At 68.1% G+C, this 19728-nt stretch carries 15 protein-coding genes; all 15 read right to left on the minus strand.

What is annotated here, in order from left to right:
* Positions 1–14: 14 nt before the first annotated feature.
* Positions 15–3242, minus strand: coding sequence for an isoleucine--tRNA ligase (gene ileS / locus L5G33_RS12485; protein ID WP_236998507.1), 3228 nt, complete (start codon positions 3240–3242; stop codon positions 15–17).
* Between the two features lie 230 nt (positions 3243–3472).
* Positions 3473–4384: a hypothetical protein gene (locus L5G33_RS12490; RefSeq protein WP_236998508.1), complete on the minus strand. Its 912-nt coding sequence runs from the start codon at positions 4382–4384 to the stop codon at positions 3473–3475.
* A 45-nt stretch (positions 4385–4429) separates the two neighbouring features.
* The gene (gene wag31, locus L5G33_RS12495) at positions 4430–5218 is read right to left on the minus strand and encodes a DivIVA-like cell division protein Wag31 (RefSeq protein WP_236998509.1); all 789 of its coding nucleotides are present in this window, start codon (positions 5216–5218) and stop codon (positions 4430–4432) included.
* A gap of 310 nt (positions 5219–5528) precedes the next feature.
* Entirely contained in the window at positions 5529–5831 is a 303-nt protein-coding gene (locus tag L5G33_RS12500) for a YggT family protein (RefSeq protein WP_236998510.1), read from the minus strand.
* A 202-nt stretch (positions 5832–6033) separates the two neighbouring features.
* A complete protein-coding gene (locus L5G33_RS12505) occupies positions 6034–6825 on the minus strand; it encodes a cell division protein SepF (protein ID WP_236998511.1) in 792 nt (263 codons plus the stop codon).
* Between the two features lie 82 nt (positions 6826–6907).
* Positions 6908–7642, minus strand: coding sequence for a YggS family pyridoxal phosphate-dependent enzyme (locus L5G33_RS12510; RefSeq protein ID WP_236998512.1), 735 nt, complete (start codon positions 7640–7642; stop codon positions 6908–6910).
* Complete coding sequence (pgeF, locus tag L5G33_RS12515; RefSeq protein ID WP_236998513.1) at positions 7639–8352, minus strand: peptidoglycan editing factor PgeF; 714 nt, start codon at positions 8350–8352, stop codon at positions 7639–7641. Before pgeF ends, L5G33_RS12510 begins: the two co-directional genes overlap by 4 nt.
* 16 nt (positions 8353–8368) lie before the next feature.
* Positions 8369–9541 carry a cell division protein FtsZ gene (gene ftsZ / locus L5G33_RS12520; protein ID WP_236998514.1) on the minus strand — a complete coding sequence of 391 codons (1173 nt, stop codon included), beginning with the start codon at positions 9539–9541 and terminating at the stop codon, positions 8369–8371.
* Between the two features lie 224 nt (positions 9542–9765).
* On the minus strand, positions 9766–10488 hold the full coding sequence (locus L5G33_RS12525) for a cell division protein FtsQ/DivIB (protein WP_236998515.1): 723 nt from the start codon (positions 10486–10488) through the stop codon (positions 9766–9768).
* Entirely contained in the window at positions 10485–11960 is a 1476-nt protein-coding gene (murC, locus tag L5G33_RS12530; protein WP_236998516.1) for a UDP-N-acetylmuramate--L-alanine ligase, read from the minus strand. The genes L5G33_RS12525 and murC overlap by 4 nt, the downstream gene beginning before the upstream one ends.
* Complete coding sequence (murG, locus tag L5G33_RS12535; protein ID WP_236998517.1) at positions 11957–13096, minus strand: undecaprenyldiphospho-muramoylpentapeptide beta-N-acetylglucosaminyltransferase; 1140 nt, start codon at positions 13094–13096, stop codon at positions 11957–11959. The genes murC and murG overlap by 4 nt, the downstream gene beginning before the upstream one ends.
* Positions 13093–14865 (minus strand): putative lipid II flippase FtsW, encoded by a 1773-nt coding sequence (gene ftsW, locus L5G33_RS12540; RefSeq protein WP_372476902.1) that lies wholly within the window; start codon positions 14863–14865, stop codon positions 13093–13095. Before ftsW ends, murG begins: the two co-directional genes overlap by 4 nt.
* Complete coding sequence (murD, locus tag L5G33_RS12545) at positions 14862–16388, minus strand: UDP-N-acetylmuramoyl-L-alanine--D-glutamate ligase (protein ID WP_236998518.1); 1527 nt, start codon at positions 16386–16388, stop codon at positions 14862–14864. Before murD ends, ftsW begins: the two co-directional genes overlap by 4 nt.
* Positions 16378–17466: a phospho-N-acetylmuramoyl-pentapeptide-transferase gene (gene mraY / locus L5G33_RS12550; protein WP_236998519.1), complete on the minus strand. Its 1089-nt coding sequence runs from the start codon at positions 17464–17466 to the stop codon at positions 16378–16380. The genes murD and mraY overlap by 11 nt, the downstream gene beginning before the upstream one ends.
* Positions 17467–17563: 97 nt before the next feature.
* Entirely contained in the window at positions 17564–19648 is a 2085-nt protein-coding gene (locus tag L5G33_RS12555; RefSeq protein ID WP_236998520.1) for a UDP-N-acetylmuramoyl-L-alanyl-D-glutamate--2,6-diaminopimelate ligase, read from the minus strand.
* Between the last annotated feature and the right edge of the window lie 80 nt (positions 19649–19728).

Raw genomic sequence — 19728 nt, forward strand, 5'->3', positions numbered from 1 at the left:
CGACTAACCGCTGACTACACCTTCGCGATGTCGGCGCTCACGCCGTCGCCCAATTCGATCGAGCCGGGCTCGCCGGTGCCGACGTCGAACGTGGTCGCGAGGACCTCCCCGGCGATCAACTCGGCGTGAGTACGCGCCGACTCGACGGCGTCGGCGGGCACCACGAGACGCACCGAGATACGGTCAGACACCTCCAGCCCCAGGTTGCGGCGCGCGTCCTGCAATTCGCGGACACGGTCCTTGGCCCAGCCCTCGGCTTCGAGTTCCGGTGTCACCTTCGTGTCCAGGACGACGAGGCCTCGCCCGCCCGGCATCTCGGCCGTCGAATCCGGCGACGCCGCGACCAGCTTGCGAGTGAACTCCTCACCGCGCAGTTCGATACCGTCAGCGACGACCACCTGATCGCCGGTCTCCGCGTCAGTCCCGAACTCCCAGTTCCCCGACTTCACCGCCTTGATGGCCCGCTGCACGTCCTTGCCGATCCGCGGCCCGGCGGCACGAGCATTCACCGCGACCTCGACCCGACCGTACGCACCGACATCGGTCGACAAGTCGACGGACTTGACGTTCATCTCTTCGGCGATCAGGTTCGCGTACGGCTCCATCGCCGCCGCCGTCGGCGACGCGACCGTCAGCCCCGGCAACGGCAGCCGCACACGCAGCTTGTTCGCCTTACGCACACTCGACGCGACCGAGCACACCGATTGGATCTCGTCCATCGCCGACACCAGCTCGGGGTCCGCGGGCAACTCTGTCTCGGTCGGCCAATCCGCCAGGTGGACCGACCGCTCGCCGGTCAAACCACGCCACATCGCCTCGGTCGCCAACGGCAGCAGCGGAGAGGCCAGGCGGCCGGCCACCTCGAGCACCGTGTACAAGGTGTCAAACGCGTCCGGCTCCTCGCCCTGGCCCGCCCAGAACCGTGCGCGTGAACGACGCACGTACCAGTTGGTCAGCGACTCACAGAACTCGCGGAAGCTCTCGCACGCGCCAGCGATGTCGTAGACGTCGAGCGCCTGGGTCATCTCGTCGCGCGTCGACGCCAGCTTCGCCAGAATGTATCGGTCCAGGACGTTATCCGAGTCGGTGCGCCATGTGGCACGACGGTCCGCGTACAGCTGCAGGAAGCTGTACGCGTTCCACATCGGCAGGAGCGCCTGACGGACGCCCTCGCGGATGCCTCGCTCGGTGACGACGAGGTTGCCGCCCCGCAGGATCGGCGACGCCATCAGGAACCACCGCATGGCATCGGAACCGTCCCGGTCGAACACCTCGTTGACGTCCGGGTAGTTGCGCTTGGACTTACTCATCTTCTGACCGTCGTCGCCGAGCACAATGCCGTGCGCGGCGACCGTCTTGAACGCCGGACGGTCGAACAGCGCGGTCGCCAGCACGTGCAGGTTGTAGAACCAGCCGCGCGTCTGACCGTTGTACTCGACGATGAAATCGCCCGGATTGTGCGGCAGCTGGTCGCCGCCCCCATCGAACCACTCGGTGTTCTCGAAGGGATAGTGCACCTGCGCGTACGGCATCGACCCCGACTCGAACCAGCAGTCGAGCACCTCGGGTACACGACGCATCGTCGACCGGCCCGACGGGTCGTCCGGATTCGGTCGCGTCAGTTCGTCGATGTACGGCCGATGCAGATTGTCCGGACGCACCCCGAAATCGGCTTCGAGCTCGTCGAGACTGCCGTACACGTCGACACGCGGGAACTCCGGATCGTCGGACACCCACACCGGGATCGGCGCCCCCCAGAAACGGTTGCGACTGATGTTCCAGTCCTTCGCGCCCTCGAGCCACTTGCCGAACTGGCCGTCTCGGATGTGCGACGGCGACCAGGTGATCTCCTGGTTCAACTCGAGCATCCGCTCCTTGATCGGCTGCACGGCGACGAACCACGACGGGACCGCCATGTAGATCAACGGCTTACCCGACCGCCACGAATGCGGATACGAGTGCTCGATCGTCTCGTGCCGCACGATGCGGCCCTGTACATTCGACCCGCTCGCTGCGCTCCCGGCGTCGGCGGCCTTCAAGTCCTTGATGATCACCGGATTTGCGTCGAACACCATCATGCCCTCGTACGGCGGAACCAGCGACGTGAACCTCCCGCCCGGATCGAGCGGCTGCACCACCTCGATACCGTTCGAGGTCGCGACGTCCATGTCCTCTTCACCGAAGGCCGGGGCGAGGTGAACGACTCCGGTGCCGCTGTCCGTCGTCACATAGTCTGCGAGCAGAAAGAGGTGGGAGTTCGGATGCCCCACGAAGAAGTCGAACGGCGGCGTGTACGACAGCCCGGCCAGGTCGCGACCGGCGTAGGTCGCCACGGTCTCCGGTTCCGGTAGTTCTTTCGCGTACGCGCCGACGAGCGCCGACGCGAGCAGATATTCTCCACCGTCGGCCGTCCGGACATGCGAGTACTCCACGTCCGGGTGGACGGCGATCGCGAGGTTCGACGGCAGCGTCCACGGCGTCGTCGTCCAGATCAACGCGTTCACGCCGTCGAGTGCGGCGAGCGGCGAGTCCGCGGCCACAGCGAGCGGCATGGTGACGGTCAACGCCGGATCCTGACGCATCCGGTACGCGTCGTCGAGCTTCGCCTCCTGATTGCTCAGCGGCGTCTGCTCGTACCAGGAATACGGCAGCACGCGGTAGCCCTGGTAGATGAGCCCCTTGTCGTTCAGCCGTTTGAACGCCCACATGACCGACTCCATGAAGTCCACGTCGAGCGTCTTGTAGTCGTTGTCGAAGTCGACCCAGCGGGCCTGACGCGTCACATAGTCGCGCCACTCGCCGGTGTAACGCAGCACGGAGTCACGGCAGTAGTCGTTGAACTTCGCGACGCCCATCGTCTCGATCTCCGACTTGTCGGTGATCCCGAGTTGCCGTTCGGCTTCGAGTTCGGCAGGCAGACCGTGCGTGTCCCAACCGAATCGGCGATCGACCTTCTTACCGCGCATCGTCTGGTAGCGCGGGACGACGTCTTTGACGTACCCGGTCAGCAGGTGACCGTAGTGCGGCAGTCCGTTCGCGAACGGCGGACCGTCGTAGAAGACGAACTCCTGCGCACCTTCACGGTTGGCGATGGACGCCTTGAACGTATCGTCGGCCGCCCAGAAGTCGAGAACCTTCTGCTCGAGGTCGGGAAACGACGGAGCGCCGCGTCCCGCGCCGCCGGTCAGGTCGACGATCGGGTACACCGGGCTCATCGGAGTGTCAGGGGTCTGCTCGCTCATGCGGTCTCCTCGTGCCTGCTGATCTCTCAGCGCTTCCTGGCACGGGGACGCTCGCCTACGGCTCGCGCGGTACCACCCCGCTTGCCGCGACCCACACTCTGACGTGTGGCGCGGCCTCTCATCTGACACGGCTGTGACGGGCCTGCCCGTCCGGTTCTACTGGGGCGTGAACGCCTGTTCTTCCGGAAGCTCCCCGGTGATAGCCGGATCGATGCTGACTGCTGTAGACCTTACCTGTTGTCGGACTCGTCGTCAGACGGGGCTTCGGCCGGAGCGGCGGCCGGAGCGGTGTCCGACGGTGGGGCTTCGGCCCGGCGCTCACCGGTATCCGCACCGTCGTTGTCGCGGTACACGAACTGCATCGCGGGCAGCGTCGGATCGGAGGTGTTCACCACCAGGTTCTCCGACTGCTCGATGCGGCGCCTGCGGCCGACGTATCGGTCGGAGTCGACGTCTTCGGCATCGGGCCCGGTGGGCGCAGCGCCCGATGGGGTCTCGAAGGACCCGCTCGCGGGCGCCGACGCATCCGCACCGGGGGCCGCGGTCGACTGCTGGCCGGTCTGCACCGGGAAGGAGCCGGTCACCGACCGGATGTAGTCGTTGGCGTCACCGGTCTCGTCGACGGGAGCCTGCGACGACGCGTCGCCGACCGCACTGCCGTGCGCGTCCGGCGACACGATTGAACCCAATCCCGGCGAACCCAATCCCGGCGAACCCAGGCCAGGCGTCGCCGCTGCGTCACTCTCCCACGTCGGGGTGTAGCCCTGCGTCACCGGGGCGACGACTTCGGTCGCGTCGTCCGCGGCTCGGGCGCCCGGACGTCCGGCGTCGAAGTCCGCACCCCTGGACTGGATGTCGGCGGACTGGATGTCGGCGGACTGGGCACCAGCCGCATCGTCGGCGTCGGCGATCAGCGGTTCGGCACGGGCGGCCGACTCGCGGCCGCGAATCGTGAAGAGCGGTTCATCCTCGACGCCGCCTCGGCCCCGCTTGTTGGCGCGGAGGGTGTCGTACAGCAGGATGAGCAGGCCGACGACACAGACGACGATGCAGCCGATGGCGAGCCAGAAACTCGACTGCATCAGTGCGACGACGAGCAAGACGAAGCCGATGAGGGTCATTCCCACGGCAATTGTCAGCATGGGAAGTTCCTCATCGGCTCGGTCTGATCAGTTGTGACGGCCACGTCAGCTCTGCTGGTAGCCGCCGTCGAAGCCCTGGCCCTGCCCGGACTCCGCGGGCGCGGCGCTACCGCGCTGCTGCAGTTCTTCCAACTGCGACTCCAGGTAGGTCTTCAGACGCGTACGGTACTCACGCTCGAAGGTCTTCAACTGCTCGATCCGACCCTCCAGCACACCGCGCTGCTGGTTGATGGTCGTCATGATCTCGGTGTGCTTCTGCTCCGCGTCCCGCTGCAGGAAGTCGGCGCGCTCCTGCGCCTGACGGACCTGAGTCTCGGCACGCGTCTGCGCGTCGGCAAGGAGGGCTTCGCTGCGCTGGCGGGCGTCGGCGAGGGTTGCGTCGGCGTTGCCCTGGGCGTCGGCGACGAGTCCTTCGCTGCGCTGGCGAGCGTCGGAGAGGAGTCCGTCCGCCTCACTGCGTGCCGAACCGGTGACCCGGTCGGCGGTGTCCTGCGCGAGAGCGAGGATACGAGCGGCACGGCTGCTCGCCTCATCGTCGGTGGCAGGCGCCTGGGTGGGTGCCGCCGCTGCTGCGGGAGCCGGGGTCGGCTCCGGCGTCGGAGCGGGCGCAGCAAATGCCTGCGTCTGAGCGGGCCCTGCGGCGCGAGCTTCGGCGAGCTCGCTCTCCAACTCGCTGACGCGCTGCTTGAGATCGTTGTTCTCGTCGATCAGGCGTGCGAGTTCCGCCTCAGCGAAGTCGAGGAATTGGTCGACCTCGTCCTCGTTGTAGCCCCGCTTGCCGATCGGCGGTTTACTGAACGCCACGTTGTGCACATCAGCCGGTGTCAGCCGCATTTGCCGAGTCCCCTCTTACCTTTCGTTCGCATCCGGGTGGATGCGAGATCGTCCGCCCGGGCGAACACGTCTATGCGACGATTTTCATCGCCATTCCATTAATACCAGTACCACTACGTCACTAGCGTGTCATCTCGTCACTTCAGGACCAAGTGTCGCCGGAAGCCTCCACCAGTTCGACATCGAAACTCGATCGAATCGTCATCTGGCCCTGTTATGCCACGGCGTCTACTTGCACGGAATCTCGTCTGGCCTGCGCCGATGGCAGCATTTGCTCGACACCGATGGGGCCTACGGTCCGGCTCGCGGATCACGTGACGGACGCGTACGCGAAGTGCTGTGTGATCTCCATTCCTATCGACACGACGATGAGCACAATCAGCAGAGATAGATCCAGACGAACGGCGCCGAGATTCAGCGGCGGGACGACGCGGCGCAAGAATTTCACGGGTGGGTCGGTCGAGGTGAACACGACTTCGATCGCGATCACGGACGGACCTTTCGGTCGCCACCGTCTGGCGAACGACTGCACCGTCTCGAGCACGAGCCTCGCGAGGAGCAGCATCGTGTAGACGAACAGAACGAAATAGAGGATCCACAGGAAGGACGTCACCCTACAAGGGTGCCTGATGACGAACGACAACGCCGCGTCGACGCGCCCGTTGGCGCGTCGACGCGGCGCCGGGCACAGCCGCCCCCCCCCCACAAGACAGGGTGGGGTACCCCCTCGGGGGCCGTGCCCCCCCCCCCCCCCCCCCGGGCCCCGCCCGGGGGGGGGCCCCCCCCGCGGCGCGAGTCACTGCCGACACCGACGATCAGGACTGGTTGGAGAACCCCGTCTCAGCGATCCGTCGACGCTGTTCAGGCGTCACGTCGATGCCTGCGGGCGAGAGCAGGAACACCTTTGTGGCGACCTTCTCCAGCGAGCCGCGCGCGGCGAACGCGAGGCCGGCAGCGAAATCGACGAGGCGCTTGGCGTCGTCGTTGCTCATGTCGACGAGATCCATGATGACCGGGTTGCCGTCGCGGTACCGCTCGCCGATGGTGCGCGCCTCCGAGTAGTCGGCCGGGCGCAGAGTGCTGATCTTGCCTGCCGCGTCACCCATCGGGTCGACCTCCATACGGGGCTCGGGAGCGATCGCGTTGGCGCCGCGCACGCTGAGGGTAGACGGGCGGTCGAGCGGCTCCAGTCGTGAACGAGCCGGAACCTCGTCGGACAGGCGGCGGGACGGGTGCGCATCGGCCATGTGGCGCGATGCACCGTACGGACGGCTGGCCCGGGGCGCGTACCCGCGTGCAGCCTCGAACCGCTCCTCGCGAACCGGAGCCTCGAACTCGATCTCGCGGTAGCCGGCTTCGCGGTACTCGCCGCGGTACTCCGGCTCACGGAGTTCTCCCCGCACCATGTCGCCCCGCACCATGTCATCGCGGTAGTCGTCGTCGTAGAACGGCTCCTCGCGCATCGCGTTAGAACGGTACTTCTCCATGTAGGTGCGCTCGCGCGCACTGAGCGGAGCGCCGTCGCCGGGCTCGTCGAAGTAGTCGTCTTCGTACTCGTTCGGAGGCACCATGCCGAAATATGCCTTGAACTTCTGCATCGTCGTCATCGGAAGCCTTTCTACGGATGCGCGAGGTGGTTGTGAAAGTCGGGGTCTACTGATCCAGATGGTTCTGCTGTGGCCAATGTGACTAAGGGGAGAGTATCGGCCTCGCGCCCATGATTGCGGTTCCGACACGCACACACGTCGATCCGTGTGCGATGGCCTGTTCCAGATCACCGGACATCCCGGCTGACAACTCGCGCGCGCCCGGATGGTCGGCGACGAAGCGTTCGCGAATGCCAGCGGCCCTCGCCATCGCCTCTTCCGGCTCCAGACCCAACGGTGCGATCACCATGAGCCCGTCCAACCGCAGTTCGTCCGCGTGGCCGGCGACCCGGTCCGCCGCGCCGCGCAGATCGGACTCGACCAGTCCCCCACGTTCGGGATCGCCGTCCAAGCTCATCTGTAGCAGGACACCGAGCGGATCGGTCCGCTCACCGTCGTCCAGGCTGCGTCGTGCCGCTCCCCCGAGCGCGTCGACCAGGTCGATCGAGTCGACAGAATGCACACGCCGCGCCCACCGGCTCACCGAACGCGCCTTCTTCCGCTGCACTCGGCCGATCATGTCCGCGTCGAAGACAATGTCGCCACGATCGGCGCGGATCTGCGCGACCTTCCGGCTCGCCTCCGGCTCACGGGACTCACCGAACTCGCGGACCCCGAGATCGATCAGATGCTCGACGTCTGCTGCGGGGAAGAACTTCGTGACGACGAGGAGGGCGACATCGCCGTGGGCGCGGCCCGTGGCGCGTTCGGCGACGGCGACCCGCTCACGTGCCGCCGCGAGCGCCGTCGCGAGTTCGGCGCGGCGGCCGCCGGTCACTCCGAGTCCATCCAGATCACCGATGCGATCCGGCCGGTCGGCGCACCGCGTCGATGACTGAACAGGCGCGTGTCGGTGATCGTGCAGCGCGGATCCGCGGCGACAGCCGCGACTCCCGCCACGATCAGCTGCCGCCGGATGCCTGCGCGCAGGTCAAGGCCCGCGGTTCCCTTCGCGGTCCGCACCGCGCTGCCGGGGAGATGCTTCTCGACGTCCGCCTGCATCGCAGGCGGGACCTCGTACTCGTCGCCGCTGGCGGCGGGGCCGAGGAAGGCTCCTATGCGCTCGGGCTTCGCCCCGAGTTCGATCATCTTGTCGAGCACCCGCGGAACGATCCCGATGCGTGCGCCGACCCGTCCGGCGTGGACGGCGGCGATCACACCGGCCTCGTCGTCGCTGAGCAGTACCGGGACGCAGTCTGCGGTCAGCACGGCCAGGACGAGATCGGTCTGCGTCGTCACGAGTGCGTCGGTGACCGGTACCGGCGCGGCGACGGGTCCCTCGACGACGGTGACCGTTCGCGAGTGGACCTGCTCCATCCAGACGACGCGATCGGGCCCCACCCCGAGATCACGCGCCAGACGGGCACGGTTGTGTGCAACGGCGTCCGGGTCGTCGCCGACATGGTCACCGAGATTAAACGAGTCGTACGGCGCCTGCGAGACGCCACCGGCCCGCGTGGTCACGGCACGACGGACCTTGAAGGTCATGCGTTGTCTGGTCCTTCTACTTCATGAAGTCGGGCACGTCGACGTCGTCGTCGTCGAAACGGAGCGAGTTGCGGCGCGGCGCGGGCTCACCGAACGGGTTCCCGGCCTTCTCCCGGTTGCCTCCGAACAGCGGATCGTCCTTGGACGCGGGCGTCGTGACCTCGCCGGCACTGGCGTTGGCGACCGACCCCGAGCCCGCAGCCGGAGCGGCCGCTGCGGGCGTCTCGGAGCGTTTGCGCGAGGCGCTGCCGTCGAAGCCTGCGGCGATGACGGTCACCCGGACCTCGTCACCGAGGTTGTCGTCGATCACGGTGCCGAAGATGATGTTGGCGTCCTCGTGCGCGGCCTCCTGCACCTGTGACGCGGCGTCGTTGATCTCGAACAGGCCGAGATCACTGCCGCCCGCGATCGAGATCAGCACGCCGCGAGCGCCTTCCATCGACGCTTCCAGAAGCGGCGAGTTGATCGCGGCCTGGGCGGCCTTGCTGGCCCGTCCCTCGCCGCGTGATGCGCCGATGCCCATGAGCGCACTGCCCGCATCGCTCATGACGCCCTTGACGTCGGCGAAGTCGACGTTGATCAGGCCGGGGGTGGTGATCAGGTCGGTGATGCCCTGCACGCCGTTGAGCAGAACCTCGTCGGCGCTGCGGAACGCGTCCATCAGCGACAGTTGCGAGTCGCCGAGCTGGAGGAGTCGGTCGTTCGGGATGACGATCAGCGTGTCGCAGGACTCGCGGAGGGCGGTGATGCCGTCGTCGGCTTGGTTGCCGCGTCGCTTGCCCTCGAAGGAGAACGGTCGTGTGACAACGCCAACGGTCAATGCGCCCAGCTTGCGTGCGATCGACGCGACGACGGGCGCGCCGCCGGTGCCGGTGCCGCCGCCCTCGCCCGCGGTGACGAAGACCATGTCGGCACCCTTGAGGAGCTCCTCGATCTCGTCACGCGCGTCCTCGGCCGCGGCACGGCCGACGTCGGGATTGGCACCCGCGCCGAGACCGCGCGTCGAGTCGCGTCCGATGTCGAGTTTGACGTCGGCGTCGGAGATCAACAGGGCCTGCGCATCGGTGTTGATCGCGATGAATTCAACGCCTTTGAGTCCCTGCTCGATCATGCGGTTGACAGCGTTGACACCGCCGCCGCCGATGCCGACGACCTTGATGACAGCCAGGTAGTTGTGGGGTGGCGTCATGATGCCTTCCTACTTCGAACTCGAACCCTAAAGCTCAACCAAAGGGTTATAGTTATGTCAAGTACTTGCGCTGTGCTCAACGGTATTGACTTCGCCCGGCCACGCCGTGCAAGGCGTCTGGGCGTGTCGCGATTCGCCACCGGAATTGTTCGCCCGGGCTCAGAACACTGCGTTCCCAGCACACGGGACTCCGGAACACGGTCAGAACGCAGGGACGCTCTCCGTCACTTGACCGCCGGATAATCCGGGCTCGACACGTTGAACTCGTCGCCTTTGAGCCTGAGGATCTGACGGAGCGACTCGGCCTTCTCGTCGTTCTGGGACGAATCGCCCCACACCGCACGGCGTTCGCTGTCGAGGACGAGCGTGATGTCCACCGGCGACGACGCCTCGATCGACGCCGTCCGATCGTGTAACCACTGCGGAAGCGCCTGCGCGACCTTCAGCACGGCCGTCGTCGTCGGATCCTTCGGCCCCGGATGATCGGTGACGAGCGTCGGCAGCCCGGCGAAGGTCGACGGCAGCGACTTCCGGTCCGGGAAACTCTGGTACGTGACGCCGAGCCGGTCCATCACGGCGACCTTCCCGTCCTGATCCACGATGGCGACGGGGACGCGTTCAGTCACATCGATTGCGAGCGTCGACGGATACTCCCGCTCGACTGTCACCTCTTCGATCGCGGGCAGCACGGCGATCCGGCTTGCGATCGCGCCAGTGTCGACCTGCAGGAGCGGTGTGCCGGTCGGCGCCTGCGCGACGCGCAGTATCTCGGTCTCGTCGACGACCTTCGCGCCGACGACGTCGACGTTGCGGACCGACATGAGCGGGGTGAGATAGGCGACGGCAACCGCGGAACCGACGACGATCAGCGCCAAGACCAGTGCGACGATCACCGTCGCACGGCTCGGACGTCGACCGTTCTCGCCGCGGCCGCGGCGAGAACTCATTCGCTCGCAGCCAGCGCCGACAGGATCGACGCGGCCTGCATCGTGATGTCCCCCGCACCGATCGTCAGCACCAGATCGCCGCGTCGCGCGCGCTCGGCGACCGCACCAGCGATCTCGGACATATTCGGCACGAACGCGGCGGGCACCGTCACCTGGTCGGCGATGAGGAGCCCGCTCACTCCGGGCTGCGGAGCCTCCCTCGCCCCGTACACGTCGGCGACGAGGACCTCGTCGGCGAGGCTGAGGGACGCCGCGAACGCGGAAGCGAACTCGGCGGTACGCGAGTACAGGTGCGGCTGGAAGACGGCGATCACCCGGCCGGAACCGTGACGGACCACGTCGCGCGCAGCCTCCAGCACCGCGCGGACCTCGGTCGGATGGTGTGCGTAGTCGTCGTAGACGTCCACTTCGCGTTCCCGCCCGCGGAACTCGAATCGCCGGTGGACTCCACCGAACCCCTCGATTCCGTCGGCCACCGTGTCGGCGTCGACGCCGGTGCGCACACAGCCGACGAGCGCGCCGAGCGCGTTGAGTGCCATGTGCCGTCCGGGCAGCGTCACTTCGAGCGACCGCTCGACGACGCCGTCGATGATCGGCGGGTGCAGCCGGACCGCCGACGTGCTGCCGGCTCCGCGCGGGGTCACTTCGAGCAGTTCCGCGACGAGCGGGACTCCTGGAGCCAGGTCGGCGTGGGTGCCCGCCCCGTAGCCGAGTACGGCCACTCCCCGATCGGCCAGCGGGGCCGCGCACCGACCGCCGAGCGCCGCCGATCCCGGATCGTCCAGGCACAGCACGAGGCTGCCGCCCGGGCGGATCTGCGAGGCGAACGCGTCGAACACGTCGACGTATGCGGCTTCGGTCCCGAAGAAGTCCAGATGATCGACTTCGATGTTGGTCACGACGACGACGTCCGGCGTGTACTTCAGCAGCGAGCCGTCGCTCTCGTCGGCTTCGGCGACGAACACGTCACCGCTCCCGTGATGGGCGTTGGTACCCGACTCGTTGAGCTCCCCGCCGATGGCGAACGACGGGTCGACGCCGCTGTGCTGGAGGGCGACGACAGACATCGACGTCGTCGACGTCTTCCCGTGTGTGCCGGACACGAGCAACGTCCGATAGTCGGTCATGAGCAGTGCGAGGACTTCCGGGCGGTACAGGATCTCAATGCCGCGCTCGCGTGCGGCGACGAGTTCCGGGTTGTCGTCGGGGATCGCCGCGCGGGTGGTGACGACGACGGTCGGCCCGCCGTCGAGCAGGTCAAGGGCCGACGGGGCGTGGCCGACCTGCACGAGGGCTCCCCTCGTGCGCAACGCGAGAATGCCGCGGGAGTCCTTGGCGTCAGAACCGGACACCTGCCCGCCGCGAGCGAGCAGGATTCGAGCGAGGCCCGACATGCCTGCTCCGCCGATACCGACCATGTGGACCCGGGCGAGCTGCGTGGGCAGCTGCTGCGGTGTTGCGGGCGCGGTCATCGGCTTCTTCTCTCTCGTGCGAGTTCCAGTGCGGCGTTCGCGACCGCGACGGCGGCGTCGCGATGGCCGACGCCCGCAGCGGACGCGCCCATCGCATCCAGTCGGTCGGTGTCGTTGATGAGCGCCGGAATCTCGCGGCCGACCCATTCGGCGGTGACGACGTCGTTGTCGACGATCACGCACCCGCCGACCTGTTCGACGGGCAGCGCGTTGAGCCGCTGCTCCCCGTTGCCGTGGGGAAGCGGAACGTACACCGCGGGCAGTCCCGTCGCGGAGATCTCGGCGACAGTCATCGCACCGGACCGGCACATGACCAGGTCCGCGGCCGCGTACGCGAGGTCCATCCGGTTGAGGTAGCTGACCCCGACGTACGGGGGTGCTCCGTCCGGCGAGATCGGGTCGATCGAGTTCTTGGGTCCGTACGCGTGCAGCACGCCGACTCCGGCGGCCCCGAGGGCGGTCGCGGCGGGCGCGACGGCCTCGTTGAGCCGTTGTGCGCCTTGAGAACCACCGAAAACCAGGAGCGTCGGCGTGTCCGGGGCCAGACCGAAGAACTGCCGCGCCTGGGCACGGATCGCAGCGCGGTCGAGGGTGGCGATTGCGCCGCGTACCGGAATTCCGACGACCTGCGCGTCCGCGAGACCGCTGTCGGCGACGGCGGCCAGCACTCGATCGGCGAACTTGGCGCCGACCTTATTGGCGATGCCCGCGCTGGCGTTCGCCTCGTGGATGACCACGGGCAGCCGACGTGACCGACGCGCGTGCGCGCGCGCCGCGAGGTACGCGGGCAGTGCCACGTAACCGCCGAAACCGACGACGACGTCGGCGTCGACCTCCGCGAAGACCTTGCGGGTCGCGGCAACCGACCTGGCGACACGCCATGGTGTCTTGGCCAGCTCGACACCGGGTTTACGCGGCAGCGGAACGGGCGGGATCAGTCTAAGGTCGTAGCCGCGGTCGGGCACGATCGTCGTCTCTAACCCTCGCGTGGTGCCGAGGGCGGTGATGCGCGCGGCCGGCTCGAGTCGGCGGACCGCGTCCGCGACGGCGAGCGCCGGTTCGATATGGCCTGCCGTTCCGCCTCCCGCGACGACGACGGACAACGGCCTCACGCCGGACCCACTGTTCTTGCTCACCGGCGCCTGTACTCCCGTTCGTTCAGCCAATCGTCGCCGCGGCCTCGCCGCCTGTCTCGGCGAGGCTGCGACCGGTCACGCCGGAACGACTCCGGCGGTGTCTCAGACTGCCGGGCCGACCGGCCTCTCCCGCCAGGATAGTGGATCTCACCGGACGAGACCGAGCCCCGCCGACGCGGCGCGGCCTGCGTCGGGCGCGACTGCCGGGCACGGACGGGCGCGGGTCGCCGTCGGTCGCTCTGCGTCGTACGGCGACGTTCGAGACGGTCGCGGAGCTGCTCGGCGCGTGGCGGACGGTACATCTCGGGGACCGGCAGGCGTAGGACTCGCGAGAGTCCGCGCGGACGGGCTGCGCTGATCGCGCGGACCGCGTCCGGTTCGTGTCGGGCCGCCGTCGCGAGCAGACCGAGCATCGTCAGCATCGTCAGCATCGACGTGCCGCCATTCGATAGAATCGGCAACTGGATACCGGTCACCGGAAGCAGCCCGACGACGTACCCGATGTTGATGAACGCCTGTACCAGGAACAGCACGGTGATCGTCGCGGAGAGCAGCCGCAGGAACGGGTCGACCGAGCGGCGGGCGATGCGCATGCCGACCCAGCCGAGCAGCAGGAACAGCGCGACGACGGTGAGCGCACCGATGAGGCCGAGTTCCTCACCGATGATCGCGAAGATGAAGTCGTTGTGCGCGTTCGGCAGATAGTTCCATTTCGCGGTGCTGCGGCCAAGGCCGACGCCGAAGACACCGCCATTGGCGAGCGCGTACTGCGCCTGCGTCGCCTGGTAGCCGTCACCGAGCGGATCGTCGGTGCGGCCCAGGTAGCTGAACACGCGGGCGGCGCGGTAACTCGACGACAGCGCGAGCACGACGGCGATCGCGATGAATCCGATGGTGAAACCGCCGAACACCCGGCCGGGCAGCCCGGCGAACCACAGGAGCGCGCCAACGATGAGCGCGATGATCATCGTCGTCGACTGGTTCGGTTCGAGGATGATGAGCGCACAGATGAGGACGCCGACCGGCACGAGCGGAAGGAGCAGTTCCTTGCCGAAGGCTCCGACGCTCCGCCGTGACGCCAATAGGTGTGCACCCCAGACGCAGAGCGCCACCTTGACCAACTCGGACGGCTGGACGGACAGGCCTGCGACGGAGAACCAGCGGCGAGCACCGTTGACGGTGACGCCGATGCCGGGAACGAGCACGAGGACCAGCAGCAGCGTCGCCACCATGATCCCGACGGTCGCGAACCGACGGAAGAAGCGGATCGGGACCTTCAGCGTCCCGTAGAACAGGACGAGTCCCAGCGCGGCGAAGATCGCCTGGGTGGTGACCATCCCGTACGCGGAGCCGTCTTTGGCGTAGCCTTCGACCGACGACGCCGACAGGACCATGATGAGCCCGAGGACGGTCAGGATCACCGTCAACGACAGCACCATGTGGAACGACGTCAGCGGTTTTCCGAGGAGCGTCTTGACGCCGTCGCGGAACGTCGTCACGACGCCGCGGACGTCGACCGACGACATCGACAGGTTCAGGCTCCGAGACGAGGACTTCTCCGGGCCATCGAGCCCCGTTTTCCCCTCCGGCCCCGTTTTCCCCTCCGGCCCCGTTTTCCCCTCCGGCCGAGTCGAGTCCTCCTCGTCGTCTGGCGTCTCGATGTCGAGGAAGTCGTCGAGGTCGCGAGCCACGTCGGTACTCGTCTGGTCGGTACTCGCCTCGTCTGATCCGGTACGCCGTCGACGCGCCCCGGGTACCCAGGCGCTCATCGGCGTCGCGCGTCGGCGAGGGCGGCGGATGCGGCAGCGAACGAATCGCCGCGCACCCCGTAGCCCGCGAACATGTCCAACGATGCGGCCGCGGGCGCCAAGAGCACCGCGTCCGCGCCGCGTCCGCCGCGAGCGTCTGCCTCTGCCAACTGCCAGGCGGCGGAGACCGCCTGAGCCATCACCGCGTCGGCACCGTTCGCGCCGGTCGCCGTGATGGCGGAAGTGTCGTCACCAGTCCGCTGAGTCATCACCGAACCATCGTCCCCTGTGAATACTGTGACTGCTGGGACTTTTGGGGCGTGTCGCCGGATCGCATCGAGAATGATCTGGCGATCTGTCCCGATCGCGACGATTCCGGCCAGCCGATCCGCGTTCGCAGTGACGAGATCGTCGACCGCCGCGCCCTTCAGCAAACCGCCCGCGATCAGGACCACCCGGTCGAACGCGGCGATGGCGGCGTGCGCCGCATGCGGGTTGGTCGCCTTCGAGTCGTCGACGAAGACGACGCCGTCGATGTCGGCGACGACCTGTCCGCGATGCGCCCCGGGCGTGAATCCCGCGAGCCCTCGTTCCACCGCATCTGCCGATACGCCCGCCGCACGCATGAGAGCGGCTGCGGCGAGGGCGTCGGCCAGCCCCGACGGGCCGACGGGTCGGACCCGGTCGGCGGCGATCAACGGGACCGGAGCGCCCGCGAACGCACGGTCGACGAGGACGCCCTCGATCACCCCGAACTCGCCGGCCGACGGAGTGCCCGCGGTGAACCCGACGCGACGCGAGCCGTCGCCGACCGGGAGTCGAGAGGCGACGTCGTCGTCGAGCCCGACGATCGCGACGTCGCCGAGGAGCGCCCGCTGTTTAGCGTGCGCGTACGCGTCGAACGACCCGTGCCAGTCCAGGTGGTCGGCCGCGACGTTCAAGACGAGGCCTGCGGTCGGACGGATCGACGGAGCCCAGTGCAACTGGAACGACGACATCTCGACGCACAGAACGTCCGCACGCGGCTCGGCGCGCAGCGCCTCGACGACGGTCAACCCGATGTTTCCGCAGGCCGCGACGGCCAGTCCCGCCGTGTCCCCGATGGCTTCGGCCATCGAGGTGGTCGTCGTCTTGCCGTTCGTCCCGGTGATCACCAGCCAGGTGCGCGGCTCGCCGTACAGGCCTGCCCGATCGACGCGCCAGGCCAGCTCGACGTCTCCCCACACCGGGATGCCCGCCTCGGCCGACGCGACGAGCAGCGGATCGTCCGGCCTAAAGCCCGGCGAGACGACGATCAGGTCCGTGTCCGACGGAGCCCGCACCGCTCCGTCGTCGAAGACGAATGCATCGGGCCCGACCGTCGCGACACCGCGCGCACTCAACTCGGGGTCCATCGCGCCGTCGACGAACTTGGTGTCGAGCATCGTGACCGTCGCGCCTTGGTCGGCGAGCAGGTTCAATACCGCCAGCCCCGTCGCACGAGCTCCGGCGACGAGCACCCGCGCGCCGTCGAGTGTGAGTGGCGCCGCGACGTCAGCCGGCATGCGAAATGTACTCGCCGTAGAACAGAGTAAGGCCGAGCGCGCACGCGATCGCCGTCAACAACCAGAACCGGATGATGACGGTGGTCTCAGCCCACCCGCCCAACTCGAAGTGGTGGTGGAACGGCGCCATGCGGAACACGCGTTTGCCGGTGGTCTGGAAGAACGCGATCTGTACGACGACGGAGACGATCTCTGCGACGAACAGCGCGCCGAGGACGACGGCGAGCAACTCGGTCTTCGTGGTGATCGACAGACCAGCGACGAGTCCGCCGAGAGCCAGCGACCCGGTGTCGCCCATGAAGATCTTCGCCGGCGCGGCATTCCACCAGAGGAAGCCGAGGCATGCGCCGCCCGCGGCGACGGCGACGACGGCGAGGTCGAGCGGGTCGCGGACCTGGTAGCAACCGGCCTTGTCGTCGGTGGCGCCGAGCAGTTCACACGACTGCCGGAACTGCCAGAAGGTGATCAGCACGTACGCGCCCATCACCATCGCCGCCGATCCGGCGGCGAGACCGTCGAGTCCGTCGGTGAAGTTCACCGCATTCGACCAGGCGGCCACCACGAGCCAGCAGAAGAACACGAAGCCGATCGCCGACAGCGAGATGACGTTGATGTCGCGGACATACGAGAGGTGTTCGCTGGCAGGAGTCAGTTCAGCGCCGTTGCGGAACTGCAGGAGGAGGACACCGAAGATGATCGCGGCCAGGAACTGCCCGACCGACTTGGCGGTCTTGTTCAATCCGAGGTTGCGCTGCTTGCGGATCTTGATGAAGTCGTCGAGGAATCCGACGATGCCCAGCGCCGTCGCCAGACCGAGCACGAGTAGGCCCGACGCGCTCGGCCCCGACCCGTCCTGGATGTAACCGACGAGGTGCGCGCCCAGATAACCCAGCCACAACGCCGCGAGGATCGCGACGCCGCCCATGGACGGGGTGCCCCGCTTGGACTGATGACTCTGCGGCCCCTCGACGCGGATCTCCTGGCCGAAGCCTTGACGAGAGAAGACCTTGATCAGTACGGGGGTGAGCAGAATCGACACAGCCAGCGAGATCGCTCCCGCGATCAGAATCTGGGTCACAGCTGGAAGTCCTCACTCGTCGAGAGAAGTTGAATTCTGAATCTATCGTGACGGCGGCCCGGTGCGACGCATCGGGTGACCCGTCGCGCGTCGGAGATCACAGGTCTACGATCCTGACCTGCAGTCCTGCCCTGTTCTGCCAGTATTCGAGAAGAGTGGTGGCGAGATCGTCGGGGCCGGCGACGACGGCGACGTCGCCCGGCCCGGGCGCATAGCCAGGCTCGGTCCGCATGTGCTCGACGGCGTCGGCGGGGGTCGCCACGAAAGCGGCCTCGTCGCCCCACGAGCCCTCCATGACCGCGCCCTGGTGGAGCGCACGGACGATGCGCGTCTGCCCCACCGCGATGATCTTGTCGACGGCTACCCGGACGGCTTGTCGGCCAAGACCGTCGTGCGCGACCGCGCGCGCATTGTCGTCGAGGCACTCGGGGTCGGGGAGTTCGCCGAACACCGCCCACGTACGTCGCACAGGCTCGTCGCCGGTCCCGCGATGCTGACTTCCGGCCCCGGATTCGGCTGCCACCGCGACCATCTCACGTAGGAGCCGTTTGGCGTCGGCTACGTCGGCTCCCGAGTCGGCGATCAGCACGTGCAACGGCTCGGACGACGTCGTCCGCGCGGCCAGAGCGTCGGCGAGCACGAGGCGGTCGTCGAACGGATGCGTGACGCCCGCGATCTCCTGGCCGGTCTCGTGCCCTTTGCCCGCCACCAGGACGACGTCACCGGGTTCGGCCCACTCGACGGCGGCGGTGATCGCCGCCCGCCGATCGCCGATCTCCCGGACGTCGATGGCTCGACGCTCGCCGCCGGGCGTCCGGTCCGCGCCCGCGATGACCGCTGCGCGGATCGCGGCGGGCTCTTCGTTGCGCGGGTTGTCGTCGGTGACGATCACGAGGTCCGCACCGCGCGCGGCGGCCTCCCCCATCAACGGTCGCTTCTCAGTGTCGCGATCGCCGCCCGCCCCGAGGACCACGCCGATCCGCCCGGACGACTGTGCGGCGAGCGTGGCCAGGACTGCGTTCACGGCTGCGGGCTTGTGCGCGTAGTCGACCACCGCGAGAAAGTCCTGACCGCGCTCGATCTTCTCGACACGCCCCGGCACGCTCACCTGCGCCAACCCGTCGATCGCCCGGTCGACGTCGACACCGGCCTCGGCTACGGCCGCGACGGCGAGCAGCGCGTTCGCGACGTTGTACGCCCCGGGAAGCGGAACCAGCAGGTCGTGTTCGGCGCCCGTCGGGTCGACGGCGCGCACCCGCTGACTGCCCTGCCCCGACGGGGCGGTCGCCAGGACGCGCCACCCCCCGGTGCCACCGGTACCGGTCGACACGGTGACGACTCGGCGTCCGCTGTCGGCGGCGACGGCAGCCATTCGGGACCCCCACTCGTCGTCGACGCAGACCACCGCCCGTTCCGCGCGCACGCCGGAGTCGGCGGCGAACAGACGCGCTTTCGCGGTGAAGTACTCGCCCATCGTCTTGTGGTAGTCGAGGTGGTCCTGCGACAGGTTCGTGAACGCGCCGACCGCGAAGCGACAACCGTCGACGCGGCCGAGCGACAACGCGTGGCTGGACACCTCCATCACGACCGCGTCCGCGCCGCGCTCGAGCATGACGGCCAGCAGACGCTGGAGGTCGGGGGCCTCCGGTGTGGTCAACTCGCTCGGAATCGGTTCCCCGTCGAGCCGCGAGCCGGTCGTGCCGACGATGCCGACGCTCGCTCCGGTCGCCCGCAACGCGGCTTCGGCCAGGTAGGACGTCGTGGTCTTGCCCGACGTGCCCGTGACGCCGATCAGGGTGAGCGACGACGACGGGTCGCCGTAGACCCGCGACGAGAGTGCTCCGAGCACCGAACGCGGGTCCGGGTGGACGAGGACGGGCAGGTGCGCGGCACGACCGACGGCCCGGACGATCGCGAGACCCGCCTCGTCGGTGAGGACGGCGACCGCACCGGCGTCGAGCGCCTGCTCGACGAACTCTGCCCCGTGCCGCGACCGGCCGGGCATGGCGGCGAACAGATCGCCGGGGGCACAGCTCTGCGCCCGCAGGGTGGCGCCGGTGACGTTCACGCCGTCGGCGAGGCCGTCGACGTGAACGTCACCGGCGCGTTGCGCGAGTTCCGCGATGCCCACCGGCTCGGTCGTCCGCGGTCGAACCGTGTGCGAACCGTGGTCTGCGTGCACTGCGCTACCCCTCTCGTCTCGGCGGCCGCTCGTCACGGCGGCGCGTCGCCGCCGCACCCGCCTGCCACCAGGTGTTCGGA

The sequence above is a fragment of the Gordonia liuliyuniae genome (assembly GCF_021738805.1).
In the GTDB taxonomy this organism is placed as follows: Bacteria; Actinomycetota; Actinomycetes; order Mycobacteriales; family Mycobacteriaceae; genus Gordonia; species Gordonia liuliyuniae.